Origin of the sequence: Nostoc sp. NMS7, assembly GCF_017115085.1 — a bacterium.
Lineage (GTDB): Bacteria > Cyanobacteriota > Cyanobacteriia > Cyanobacteriales > Nostocaceae > Nostoc.
This window is the reverse complement of the sequence record NZ_JABXKJ010000253.1, coordinates 22545-35791: the sequence shown is the minus strand read 5'-3', so window position 1 is coordinate 35791 and position 13247 is coordinate 22545. Positions and strand designations below refer to the sequence as shown.

At 42.7% G+C, this 13247-nt stretch carries 8 protein-coding genes and 2 pseudogenes; 4 read left to right on the top strand and 6 right to left on the bottom strand.

Going from position 1 to position 13247, the window contains the following annotated elements:
• Positions 1-3: 3 nt before the first annotated feature.
• From HWQ38_RS36495 to HWQ38_RS36470, 6 genes and pseudogenes are all read right to left on the bottom strand, one after another.
• Complete coding sequence (locus tag HWQ38_RS36495) at positions 4-1386, bottom strand: PrsW family glutamic-type intramembrane protease (RefSeq protein WP_292804156.1); 1383 nt, start codon at positions 1384-1386, stop codon at positions 4-6.
• 462 nt (positions 1387-1848) lie between these two features.
• Positions 1849-2301, bottom strand: coding sequence for a nitrate reductase associated protein (locus HWQ38_RS36490; RefSeq protein ID WP_292804154.1), 453 nt, complete (start codon positions 2299-2301; stop codon positions 1849-1851).
• Between the two features lie 93 nt (positions 2302-2394).
• On the bottom strand, positions 2395-2853 hold the full coding sequence (locus HWQ38_RS36485; protein WP_292804152.1) for a phosphate-starvation-inducible PsiE family protein: 459 nt from the start codon (positions 2851-2853) through the stop codon (positions 2395-2397).
• Between the two features lie 280 nt (positions 2854-3133).
• Positions 3134-5332: pseudogene (locus HWQ38_RS36480) on the bottom strand (nitrate reductase); the annotation flags it as partial.
• Positions 5328-6467, bottom strand: a pseudogene (locus HWQ38_RS36475) (MFS transporter); the annotation flags it as partial. The pseudogenes HWQ38_RS36480 and HWQ38_RS36475, both read right to left, overlap by 5 nt.
• A gap of 278 nt (positions 6468-6745) precedes the next feature.
• On the bottom strand, positions 6746-8344 hold the full coding sequence (locus tag HWQ38_RS36470; protein WP_292804150.1) for a ferredoxin--nitrite reductase: 1599 nt from the start codon (positions 8342-8344) through the stop codon (positions 6746-6748).
• Positions 8345-8822: 478 nt separating this feature from the next.
• Here HWQ38_RS36470 and HWQ38_RS36465 point away from each other — a divergent pair, with 478 nt between their 5' ends.
• From HWQ38_RS36465 to HWQ38_RS36450, 4 genes are all read left to right on the top strand, one after another.
• Positions 8823-9236, top strand: a complete 414-nt coding sequence (locus HWQ38_RS36465) for a ubiquinol-cytochrome c reductase iron-sulfur subunit (protein ID WP_292804148.1) — start codon at positions 8823-8825, stop codon at positions 9234-9236.
• A gap of 348 nt (positions 9237-9584) precedes the next feature.
• Positions 9585-10883: a HEAT repeat domain-containing protein gene (locus tag HWQ38_RS36460; protein WP_292804147.1), complete on the top strand. Its 1299-nt coding sequence runs from the start codon at positions 9585-9587 to the stop codon at positions 10881-10883.
• A gap of 102 nt (positions 10884-10985) precedes the next feature.
• The gene (locus HWQ38_RS36455; RefSeq protein ID WP_292804145.1) at positions 10986-11609 is read left to right on the top strand and encodes a hypothetical protein; all 624 of its coding nucleotides are present in this window, start codon (positions 10986-10988) and stop codon (positions 11607-11609) included.
• Positions 11610-11863: 254 nt separating this feature from the next.
• Positions 11864-12844: a LysR family transcriptional regulator gene (locus HWQ38_RS36450; RefSeq protein WP_292804143.1), complete on the top strand. Its 981-nt coding sequence runs from the start codon at positions 11864-11866 to the stop codon at positions 12842-12844.
• The last annotated feature ends 403 nt before the right edge of the window (positions 12845-13247 follow it).

Sequence of the window (13247 nt, the reverse complement as noted above, 5' to 3'; positions counted from 1 at the left end):
TTCTTATTTTGGGCCAATAAATCGGGTAGCAAAATTTTGCGATCGCGTCGGTGATAGCGCCCGTGCCTTGAGAATTGCCGCCATCAAAAAGGCGTAAGACAATACCCCAACAACTACCAACAGCAAGGCATTGATTGAGCCTGTAGCATTCCACAAAGCATGGAGCGCAGAGGCACTAAGATAACCAATAGAAAGAATTTGCCAACTTCTCCTGGGTTTGAGGACAGCCAACCCGATAAAATAACCCAGGTAGCCACTATAAGCCATGTGTCCGGCTACAGAGCCTAAAATTCGCGGAATTAGCAGTTGTAAACCCGCCAGTTGACCCGCCGCGCCTGTACCCACCTGTTGCGAGATATTTTGAGTAACATCTGGCACATATTGTCCGAGAGTTTCCAAGAGAGTGAAGCCCACAGCAGAAGCTGTTCCCAGGAGAATACCATCTAGAGGTTCCCAAACCCCGATGCGTTCCCGCCAAGGTGAAGACAACATTCTACCGATAGCAAAAGCCCCTAGTACAGGCAATGCCTTGAGTAATTCCTCCATCAAGCCAGCGCCAAAAAACATCCGCACCAGTAACTCTGTGAAGGTAATAGATTCTTGGGACGAGGGTAAGTTTCCAGGTAGGACGCCGCGAAACACGAAGATAAATAAACCCAACACCGGACTGAGCAAAATCAGCATCGTACCCAATGCCGCAGCTATTAGCACCCACCAAGGCTTCTGTTTGCCGCAAAGTTGGTAAACAAAATAGTAGGCAGCGAAGGCGATGTAAGTTGCGACAATAACTTGATTAGCTTGGGGCTGACCAACTGTAGCAAACATTAACACTACAAAGATTACGGTGAGTATTCCCGGTATGAGGTAAGCTTTCCGAGTTAAATCTTTACCAGTGGAAATAATCGGGAAAAGCTGGGTAAAGCTAACAGAATCTGGCTGCTTTAATTGCGTGTGGTTGTGGTAGTTCGTCGCCGAAGGTAATGGTGTAAGTTGGTTAACTGTCGTGGCCGGTGTCACTGAGGTAAACTCGTACTCAAAAACGTATTGTGGCCCATCAGCACCGAGAGAAATGCGATCGCCTGGGTGCAATTCCTGACATTCATACAAGCGTTGTCCATTCAAATAAGTACCATTAGCACTATTCAAATCACACAACACCCAGCTGAATTTGCTATCTGGAGATAGAGAAAGGGGACGAACCACCGCATGACGACGAGATACCATTCGGTAGATCATGGCATCCAAGACAACTTGGCAGCTGGGATCGCGTCCAATTACCATTTCTTTACTGGGGGGCAGCGAGTAGCGAGATTCTGATCCCAAATCTGCCCCATTACCAGACACTAGCCGCAGAAATGCATTATATCTCGCGTTTTTGCCTGTCATCGATAAGAAGTGCGTTTCTAAACTAATTCTTCACATAATTTGGCAGCAGGACTAACCTTAGCCACATTAACAGCAGCATTGCTAAATCCACTATAGCTTCACTTTCTGCTAAGAAATTTAAAATTTCCAGATGCAAAATTTCAAATTCTTTTACCTAATGTGAAAAAGTATTCGATCTACTGATACTTTGTCTTCAACTTGGCTTGTTACGCAGATGAATCCGATTGTATCGGTAGTGTACTTTTAATATCCTAACTGCTAAATTAAACACATGACAATTTATCAAAAAATAGTAGTTTTTACTGCATTTAGTTTCATTCCCAAAATATATAATTTTCAGTCGTCATCTGTCAGTTTTTTTGCCGATGATAATTGACTAATTTTGTCTCAGTAGAAATGGAGTTAAAAATTGCGAAGGAGTGCCGGAGGCACGCTACGCGATTGTTAATGACTATTGACTAATTAAAGTAAATGAAATTCTACCATTGCTGTAGGAAAATTTTTGTTTTCATGTCCGGCGCGGCTGAGTTTAATCAAGGCAAAACGCTGTAAAGGCGTTAAAGCTGCCCAATGTTGCTGTGTTAGGGTTACACCTATTTCTTGAGCTTTTTGTTGAAGGCTGGCTGGTACAGTGGCAGAGTCAAGCCATGCAGGATGAGGCTCAATGGGCAATTTTGTTGCTGGTATACCTGTGCGTTGTACAATTAAGTCCTGGATATACTTGCCGTAAGACTCAATTTCGGTTTCTGTAGTGCAAGGTAATTCGACTAAAGCTTGACGCTCTGCTGTAGTCATTTGATTCCAATCAGACAATTTTAGCTTGATGCCACAGCTATCTAATTTGCAACGCACCTGCATGGGGATGCAACGCAAAGAATCAACAAAGTCTGCTTCAAATTGAAAGAAATCTGTCATTGTTCGACAAATCTAAAGTTGATGGGTGAGAGTGGGGAGTGGGAAAAGCGGGAAGTTTTGTGGCTCTTGTCTTTATCCCCATTACGAATTATTTTAACTTCCATCTTTGGAATTACTGATCCGAATTATTAAATAACTAATTGATAGGGACAGAATAGCTATACCTAGACCAATTATATCAAGACCTCCAACCTTGTCAAAGTCAAGAAGAATAATTTTTCTGGCTACAGCAATTAAAGAAGTAACAATGACTAACTCAACCTGAAAAACGTGTTTTCGTAAATAGGCTGTAATATTTTCTAAAATCTCTAAAGCAATTAAAATATTTAAAAATAAACCGAAAATCTTATATAAGGTTGTGTTAAATGTACCATAAGGCGCTGTAAATAACTCTTTAAAAATAAATATTCCTAAATCTGTAATCGCTACCAAAATCACAATTACCATGAAAATAGATAAAGCTTTAGAAACTAGCACTTCTATATTTTCGATAACGTGCATGAAGTTCTCATCTCTGGTAGTTACTAAAATTCGCCTCAGTAGTTTTTTCATGTGCTGCACCCGATTCTAAAATAAAACAAAATCCCATAGATATATCTAGAGGATTAAAAAAAAGATGCGTTGCGAATACTTTGTAAGTTTTCTATCTGTTTTTTATTCTTTATCCATAGTTAAAATCTCCGCTAGTAAAACCTCTTTTCACTAGGTATTTTACCTCTTTAGATATGATAATTGGTATCAATCAAAAGTAGAGAGTCATAAAAAATGATCATAACTATTGACTATTGATTATTGACAAAATTACCTATTGGTGGTTAGAAATTACCACTTTCTAGGTACACTTTGCGGCTGACGATTGTGAGGACTGGAGTTGATGATTTTTGATTGTAACTTCCACCAAAATTGGTATCAGCTGCACTGCACAGGCTTTTAATTCTGGTTGCAGCGAATCAGGGCAAGATTCTGGATGGGTGAGGGCGTTAGCTTCGGCATTGTCTGCCCACAGCGAACCCCAGTGCATGGGGACAAAAACTGTACCAGGCGCGATCGCTTTTGTGACTTTAGCCGGAAACTTCGCTTTACCCCGACGCGATCGCACTTCTACATACATACTATCTACAATATCTAACTTAGCAGCATCACGGGGATGAATCTCAATAAACGGTTCAGGATGCATTTTGCAAATTTTTTCAATTCGCCCGGTGCGCGTCTGCGTATGCCAATGTCCGTAAAGTCGTCCATTAGTTAGCACAAAAGAATAATCTGGGTCTGGTGGTTCTGCCAATCCCTTTGAGTAATATGCCCCAAATCGAGCGCGTCCATCAGGGGTGTGGAAGCGGAGATTGGTGTAAAGGCGTTTGTTAGAGACGCGATTAATCGCGTCTGTACAATTAGGACTCTCTTCAGGATAAGGCCATTGAGTCGGGCCTTCAGCTTGTAATTGCGCGTGACTGATACCTGTCATATCGCAGGGGCGAGTTTTAGTCAGTTTGACAAACTCAGCATAAACTTCAGCCGAGTTAGTAAAGGCAAATTCTTTCTCAAAACCTAACCTACGTCCAACTTCGGCAAAAATTTCCCAATCTGCTTTAGCTTCTCTTGGCGGTTGGCGGAATGCTTGAGATAGAGTTAACACCCGTTCGGAATTTGTCATCACACCAGTTTTTTCACCCCACTGGGCTGCTGGTAGCAGAACGTGAGCGTAAGCAGAGGTTTCTGTGGGATAATAAGCGTCTTGGTAAATGGTGAAAGGCGATCGCAATAACGCCTTTTTAGTTCGCTCTAAATCTGGCATACTCACAGCTGGATTAGTCGCTGCAATCCACAATAACTCTACAGCGCCATTTTCCAAGCCAGTAATCATGTCCCAAGCAGTCAAACCGGGATTGGGCGAAATTTGTCCTGGCTTGAGTCCCCAAAACTCCTCAACTTCTGCACGGTGCTGAGGATTTTTCACCACCCGATAACCCGGTAATAAATTCGCCAAACCCCCGGCTTCCCGTCCTCCCATCGCGTTTGGCTGACCAGTGAGGGAGAAAGGACCAGCCCCAGGTTTGCCAATCTGTCCAGTCATCAGGTGCAGGTTAATGATAGTTCTGACCTTAGCTGTCCCTTCTGAGGATTGATTCACACCCATTGACCACAAAGACAGTACCCGCTCAGATTTACCCCAATAGCGAGCTGCTGTTTCTAAATCTTCAATGCTGATTCCACATTGATTTGCTACTATTTCTGGGGAATAGTGGCGAATCACTTCAGCATAAGCCGGAAAGTTGCTGGTGCAGTCGTCCATGAACATGGTATCAATATAGTTCCAGCGCATCAACAAATGGGCGATGCCGTTCAATAAGTCGATATCTGTACCGGGACGAATAGCTAAATGCAAATCAGCGGCTTCTGCGGTTGGTGTGCGACGGGGATCAACCACAATCATTTTGACTTTGCGGTTCTTTTTGTGATGTTTTTGCAGTCGGTTAAAAACGATGGGGTGACATTCGGCTGTATTAGTGCCAATTAAAAATACACAGTCTGTTAACTCCAAGTCTTCATAACAACATGGCGGTCCATCTGAGCCAAAGCTTTGAATGTAGCCAGACACAGCACTAGACATACATAAACGTGAGTTGGCATCAAAATTATTAGTACCCAGACAGCCTTTCATGAGTTTCTGGGCTATGTAGTAGTCCTCGGTTTGAAACTGACCGGAACCATACATACATAAGGCTTCTGGCCTTTGGGTGAAACGCACGGTTTGAATGCGCTTGGTGATCAGATCAAAAGCTTCATCCCAACTAACGCGGCGAAACTCTTGATCTAAGGAGTCTCGCACCATTGGGTAATGTAATCTATTTTTATCTAAAGATTCTGCGATCGTTGCACCTTTGACGCAAACCATACCCTGACTAGATGGATGGGCTTTATCGCCCCGCACCCGCCAAATTGGATTTCCTTGGCTATCTCGATTAGTTGCTTTGCCATGTTGGGCTGGAGGTGAAACTTCTAAACCACAGCCAACACCACAGTAGGGACATCAAATAGGCAACACCAATACCTGCACTGATCATTGTCATTGTCCATTTACGGGAGCTAAATTTATCAGAAATTAACCCCCCACTCGGACGAGAAATCAAATTTAAGAACGGATAGGTAGCAGCAATCATCCCAGCAACAACATGCTCTAAAGCAAAGGTTTTTTCAAAAAATGCTGGGAGCATAGAAACAACTGCCAGTTCACTGCCAAAGCTAGTTATATAAGTGAATTCGAGTAAGGCTACTTGACCAAATTTGAAGCGTTCAGATGGAGCGTAGGTTTTTTTGCCAATTAAAAGTTCTCGGTTTACCACCCAAGCTTTGTAACTTTGGTAAGCAAACAATCCTGCTAATAGCAACCAAGTAAAATACATTTGGCTCAGAGTCAGGAAGTGAATGTTCTTTTGTTCCAAGCGCCAAGCTAATAAACCCAAGGCGAAAATCAAGCCGAAATTTGAGACAATCATCGCCCAGAAGCTTTTAATACTGGTTACTTCTAGAGAACCATTTTTCTGAGGTTTCTTGTAAACTTTCCCAGTGGGTGTATCTTGGACGCTGTTGTAATAAATTACGCCGTAGATGGCTGCAATAATCCCTGTAAGTGCGATCGCAAACCTCCAGTTAGAAGCACCACCAGCGAAAAAGCTAGTAGAAACTGCCAGCATCGGTAAGGCAAACTCTGCGCCAAAAGCCCCAAAGTTACCCCAGCCGCCATAAATGCCTTGGGCAATGCCCATTTCCTTCGGCTGGAACCATTCCGCCACCATGCGAATACCAACCACAAACCCAGATCCAACAATTCCCATCAGCAAACGGCTGATGACTAGTTGATTAAAGTCTTGCGCTAGCGCCGTCGCCAAACAAGGAACAACCGCAAACATCAACAGCATTGAGTAGGTGATTCTGGGGCCAAAACGATCCAGAAGCATCCCAATAATTAGTCGTGCGGGGATTGTGAGAGCAAGGTTACAGATACCCAAAGTTTTGATTTGCTCTGGCCCTAAATGTAGCTCTTTGCCAATGGTTGTCGCAAAGGGAGCAAAGTTAAACCAACAAACAAAGGTGAGAAAGAAAGCAAACCAAGTCTGATGTAAAATGCGGTAGCGATCGCTGAATGAAAATAATTTTTTAAGCATTCTAATCTTTATGAATTGAATAAAACAGTGAGTTGAGCCTTTGAGGTTAAAGTATGAGTTTTGCCCAATTCCGAATGGCACTAAGTTAAAATACAGCCCTTGCCCTGACTGGTTAAGAGCCTCTAGGCTCTTAACCCATTCTGGGAGGCTCCGCCTCCAGTGGCTTGACCAGAGGCAGAGCCTCTCAGAATACATTCCCAGTCTTAAGACTGGGAACGAGGCGAACTCGGAAGTTGCACCTTTGCTCAATGCCCCATGCCCAATTCCCCCGATAAGCACTAGCAGTTACTAACTAATAGGGTTTCTTCTTTGAGTTTTGCCCCAAAGTTTTTGATGAGTAAGTCTTGTAATACTGGCTGCAAGTCTTGGCATGGTATGCCTTTGATGACGCAAGTTCCTAAATGGGCATCTTTGCCAACTTTGCCGCCCATATATATGTCAACGCCTTCTAAGGTTTTGCCATTTTTGCGAGTTTTAGTTCCCATCAAGCCAATGTCTGCAACTTGGGGCTGTCCACAGGAATTGGGGCAACCTGTCCAGTGAATTCGCACTGGATTGGTGAAGGTTAACTCTTCTTCCAAGGCTTTAATCATTGCCAGGGCGCGGTTTTTGGTTTCGATGAGAGCAAAGTTGCAAAATTGTGCGCCTGTGCAGGATACTAGCGATCGCGTCAACAAACCTGGATCAATAGAAAATCTTTCCAGCAAAGGTTCTATTAAAAATGTTGCTAAACGCGAGTCAGAAATGTTGGGGATAACGATGTTTTGTTCAATTGTAAAGCGGATTTCGCCACTACCGTAAACTTCTGCTATACGTGCGATTTCAAACATATCTTCGGCATACAACCGACCAACAGGAATGTGCAAGCCTGCGTAATTTAATCCTGGCTGTTTTTGTTTGTATACCCCGATGTGGTCACGTTTTTCCCAGTCGATTTCGTCTTTTGCAGCTACGGGTAATAATGATTTACCCAAACGGTTTTCTACTTCTGCTCGAAACTTTTCTAAACCCCATTCATCAATTAGCCACATCAAGCGGGATTTTTGCCGATTAGCACGCGGCCCGTGATCACGAAAGACTTCCAAAACCGCTCTACATACAGCTACCACATCTTCTGGAGCCACCCAAGCATTTAGGGGAATCGCCGCTTCACAACGTTTAGCTGAGAAAAAGCCACCTACTAAAACGTTAAACCCGAAAACTTTTCCGTGGGAATGGGCAGAGGCTAAATTTTGCTCCCCTGCTTCTTGAAATGCTGGCACAAAAGCCAAATCGTTGATTTCAGCGTGAACTGAATTGTCTCGTCCGCCTGCGATCGCAATGTTAAACTTCCGTGGTAAGTTGCTAAACTCTGGATTTCCTTCCCCTTTGTTGGTGAGCATATCTTGAATTTGCTGTACCAACTCTCGCGTGTCGTACAACTCATCTGCATCCAACCCCGCCACGGGATCACCTGTAATATTGCGGACATTATCCATCCCTGACTGGACAGTAGTTAAACCAACTGCGTGAAATCTATTAAAGATATCTGGCAAATCTTCAATCCTGATCCCGCGTAATTGGATGTTCTGTCTCGTAGTAATATCAGCGCAACCATCATCTCCGTAACGCTGCACCACTTGGGCTAAAACACCCATCTGACTGCTGGTGAGAATACCGTTGGGCATCCGCAATCGCATCATAAACTTACCTGGGGTAACTGGGCGAAAAAACACACCCACCCATTTGAGTCGATGATCGCGGTCTATTTCGTTCATTCCTTCCCAGCCCAAAGCGGCAAATTTCTCTATCTCACTCTTAATGGCGAGTCCATCTTTTTCTGCTTTGAATTTCTCGAACTTATTCAGGCTGGTGGTGGTAGTTGTTGTGTCTGTCATCAGGCTGACTCTCGTTTTAAATTACTGAATATGGTGAGAATTTGTGGTGATAATTGCCCAATATCAACCAATGCGTAGTTGCATCAGATGTTGTATCTACGAGGCTTAGGGAATAAAAACTTAATATTTGCTTACGGCTGATTATTTTTACTCAAGAGCATTCCAAAGCGAAACTTTAAATCCGTGATTAGTTAAGGAAAACTTGTTGCCATTTACGTCTTGAGAATTTGTCAAGCAGCTTTGGATAATGTTCATGTAACAATTTTGATACTCATAACTTAAGCTGATATTTCTGTTAAAATCGTATAAATTGTTACGGTTTTATAGTAAAATTGCTGAAAATGCATGAAACTTATGCATTTTTTGCATGAAAGTCACCAATAAGTGACGCAAACCGCTTGATTTGTGAATCCAAAATCTAAAATCGTTGCATTGAGTGCCAGATCTTAACTAAAACTTAGAGATTATTTCAGTAGCTATGAAACGTCGTGATTTTATTAATTGGGTAGGTTTGGGTTGGATAGCGAGTTCTCTACCTGTAGCGATCGCAGCTTGTTCTTCTGGGACAACTTCAGCATCTAAGGATTGGCAAACAGTGGGTACATCGGCACAATTAGATAAAACAGGTCAATTGCTGGCGAAAAATTCACCCGTCGGGCCTGTGCTGGTAGTCGGCACATCTAAAGCCAAAAATCTGACTGCTGTTAACCCTACTTGTACTCACGCAGGTTGCACGGTAGGATGGCAAGCTCAGGCAAAAAAATTCACTTGTCCTTGTCATGGTTCCGAATTTGGGGCTGATGGAAAAGTGCAAAAAGGCCCAGCGACAGAAGCGCTTAAAACTTACGCTGCCAAGATTGAGGGTAATTCAGTTGTAGTCAAGCCAACTTAAAATAATTCGTAATTCTGATAGGACTTACGCACAGGTAACGGAAAATCGAACCACAGAGACGCAGAGAACACGGAGGAATAAGAGTTTAAGAGGTATTTTGCGTAAGTCCTGTCTGAGTTCGGCGGGCTTTTCGGCCCACTCCACAAGATATTGAGTTTAATATGCTTTCTTAGATGTGTTTTAGCTTATGCACTTTAGTGCTTAAATCAGAGCTAAAGCCCTCGCTCAGAGCCGATCAAAATTGGTGTGGTGATGTAGTAGGAAGCAGAGTAAGGGCAGAAAAACGTAGACATTTATTTACGAATTTGTGCTTTTGTTGTATTCATATAATTTACAATTCAGGGTGTCGTGAGTAACATCAATCAGCTTTTGGTACAAGCCCAGACAGCATATGATGGAGCTGATTGGTCATCGCTAATTCAATATTTACAACAGTTAATTTTAGGGCAAGATTGTGAACATCCAGAGATAGTTAAAAATCGAGAATATCTGCTGAAATTAGCCATTTCAATGTTAGAGATGGGGAATTTTCAAGAACGCTGGGAAATTACCAAGGTGTTAACTCGCTTGGGAAATATTGCCATTCCACCACTCATTGAGATATTAAAAGATGAAGAAGCAGAAGAAGAATTGCGCTGGTATGCTGCACGAACTTTAGGCGAATTCCAGCACCCAAAAGCGATCGCGTCTTTGGTGGAATTGTTGAAAACCGATGAGGATGAAGAACTCAAAGCGATCGCAGCTACAGCACTGGGGCAAATGGGTACTGTTGCGATTACTTCACTAACTGAACTTCTAGCAGATGAAGATACAAGGCTTTTAGCAGTGCGATCGCTTTTTTGTATTCGGCAACCAGAAACCATCACACCGCTATTGAGTGTAATACAAGATCCACAAGCAGCAATCCGCGCCGCCGCAATTGAAGCCCTCAGCAGTTTTCATGACGAACGTGTACCGCCAGAATTGTTAAACGCTTTAGATGATATAGCCGCCACAGTTAGGCGTGCAGCAGTCCTTGGTTTAGGTTTTCGCCCCGACTTACGCCAAGCATTAGATTTAGTGACGAAACTGCAACCCAAGCTTTACGACTTTAACCTTGAGGTTTGTTGTGCAGCCGCAGTTTCCCTTTCGCGGATGGGAAGTGATGATGCAGCCAAATACTTATTTGATTTGCTGATTTCACCTCAGACACCGATAAACCTGCAATTAGAAACCATCCGCGCTTTAAGTTGGGTGGGGACGTTATCGAGTTTGAAATATTTGCAAACAGCATTTAACCAAACCACATCCGAGACACTTTGGCAACAAATTGTCACAGTTCTGGGACGAGTCCAAAAGCCGCAGTTAACGACACCAGCCACAGAAATTTTACTGCAAATACTGCGATTGCAACATCCAGCCATAGAGATTGCTAACGTTAAAAGTGCGATCGCCTTATCTTTAGGAAAGTTAGGTAAAATGCCAGCTATTGAACCATTGATTTCACTGCTAGCCGATTCTAATGCATCGGTGAGACTACATGCGATCGCGGCACTGAAAAATTTAGACGCTGAAGCCGCACATCAACAATTGCAGCAGTTAGCAAATAACGCCACACTGACACCAGATTTGCAACAAGGAATAGCGATCGCTTTGGCTGAGTGGTAACTTTCGCGTATTTGTATCCAATTATTAGCGGTTAATCAGTTAATACATCGTAAGTAAGCCACAATCAGAATAAGAATTAATCATGTGGGATTGTAGTGAATTATGGCAAAACCTAAAATCCTTCAAGAAGACCGCGAATATACCTTTTGCTCGTATTTTGAAATGACTTATGAGCCTGAAGAAATCTTAGCAGAGCTTGGTTATGCTTTGGTACGGTCAAGGTTATCGCTACCAAAAACACAAAAGCCTTTAGACCGATTAGAAGAATTAAGAGACCGAATCGAACGAACGCTTCCACGGGTTAGTTTGACAAGTGAAACAGCACGTCGAGAAACTTTGGTTGCACCAATTCTATTAGAAGTTGCTACATACTATTGTGACTGTCAGCTACGAATTGAGTACCCACTGGCGGTAAGTAAGTGGCTCAAAGGAAATCTTGATTATCTTCTTCGTGCAGACCAGAACCTTTTAGTTGTGGAAGCAAAAAATGATGATATTACCAGAGGATTTACACAACTAGCCGCTCAATTAATTGCTCTATCCCAAATTGAAGAACAGCCTTTTCAGTATGGAGCCGTTACTATTGGTGATGTTTGGCGATTTGGGAGACTTGATGTTAAAGGCCAACAAATTATAGAAGATATCAAAATTTATTCATTACCCGATGATTTAGAAGCTTTAATGAACATTTTAGTCGGAATTGTTGAGCGAAATAGCAGTTCGTAAAAACTAAGTGGGCAATAATAAATCAAACTATGGTTACTCAATGTAAAAATAATTAAATTGAAATCGGGCGTTGCTGATTGTGGTATGAAAACCATTGTGCGTTGCGGTGAAAATCCTTGTAGAGACGTAAAATTTTACGTCTCTACATCCACGCCTGAAGTCGTATTAGAATAGCTGTAACAAACTATACTAAATTTCGATTAAAAAACCGTTAACTTAAGGAAAGCTATAAATGTAATTCAGGTTACATAAAAATGCGCCTAGAGCAGTTGCAAGCCTTTCTGGCGATCGCCCAAACCGGCAGTTTTCAACAAGCAGCGCGAACATGTGGTGTTACCCAATCGACAATTAGTCGCCAAATCCAGGCATTGGAAGCAGATTTGGGTGTAGAACTGTTTCACAGAACAAGTCATGGAAAATTGACACTAGGAGGTGAATCTTTATTACCGCGTGTCCGCAAAATTTGCCAAGAATGGCAGACAGCTACAGAAGAATTAGCTGATTTAATCGCCGGAAAGCAACCAGAACTTTGTATTGCTGCGATTCACTCGCTGTGTGGATATTACTTACCACCAGTGTTGCAAAAGTTTTGTCATGATTATCCAGATGTGCAATTGCGGGTGACTTCATTGGGAAGCGATCGCGCCCTGAAAGTCCTCAAAGATGGATTGGTGGATTTAGCAATTGTGATGAATAATCGCTTTTTAACCACTGGTAGAGAAATGGTGGTAGAAGTACTTTATGATGAACCGATAGAAGTTCTAATCGCAGCCAATCATCCACTAGCCCAATATGAATTCGTCCCTTGGTCGGAGCTAATTCGTTATCCTCAAGTGGTTTTTAAAGATGGTTATGGGATGCAGCGCTTAATACAAGATAGATTTGAGCGAATGGAAGCTACACTCCAGGCGGCTTTAGAGGTAAATACCCTCGATGCTTTCCGGGGAGTGGTGCGCCAAGGAAAACTGATAGCTTTGCTACCTCAATCAGCATTAGTGGAAGCACGCCAAGATCCTACCCTAGCGATTCGCTCCCTAGCCAGCAATAATATTAGTGGTTTAGCAGATAGTTCTAGTTTGACTCGTCGAGTAGTTATGGTAACAACTCAAGATCGGCTGCAAATTCCCCCGATCAAGCACTTTTGGCAACTCGTGCGGGAAAATATCCCATTACAAATTCAGGACTTACGCAACTGGCACAAGCAACGGCGTGATACCGCCGCGCCGAGTGCCTAACAACTAAACGACGAACATAGGAACATTCGGGCGTTTTAGTTGTTTTCTTAAATAATTTGACAGGAATCTATGTTGAATTTGATAAATTCAACGCCACTAAGGGATTTCCAACAAATAAATTACTACTACTTGTGGGGTAGACATCTTGCTATTTATGAGTGTCATTAGTTATTAGTCATTAGTCATTGGTACTAATGACTAATGACTAATGACTTCGATTTACCCCCGGCTTCAAGCCGGGGGATGAGTTAACGATGCGATGTCTACGACGGGCTATTCGGTGTCGCCTAAACTCAATATTCGCTTGGCGTGGGTGGAAGTAGCTTTACAAGGTCTAAATGGGGTATGTGCTTTTGCTTCACCAATACTACGATAATTCGATAGGCATATAGTACAATACTTG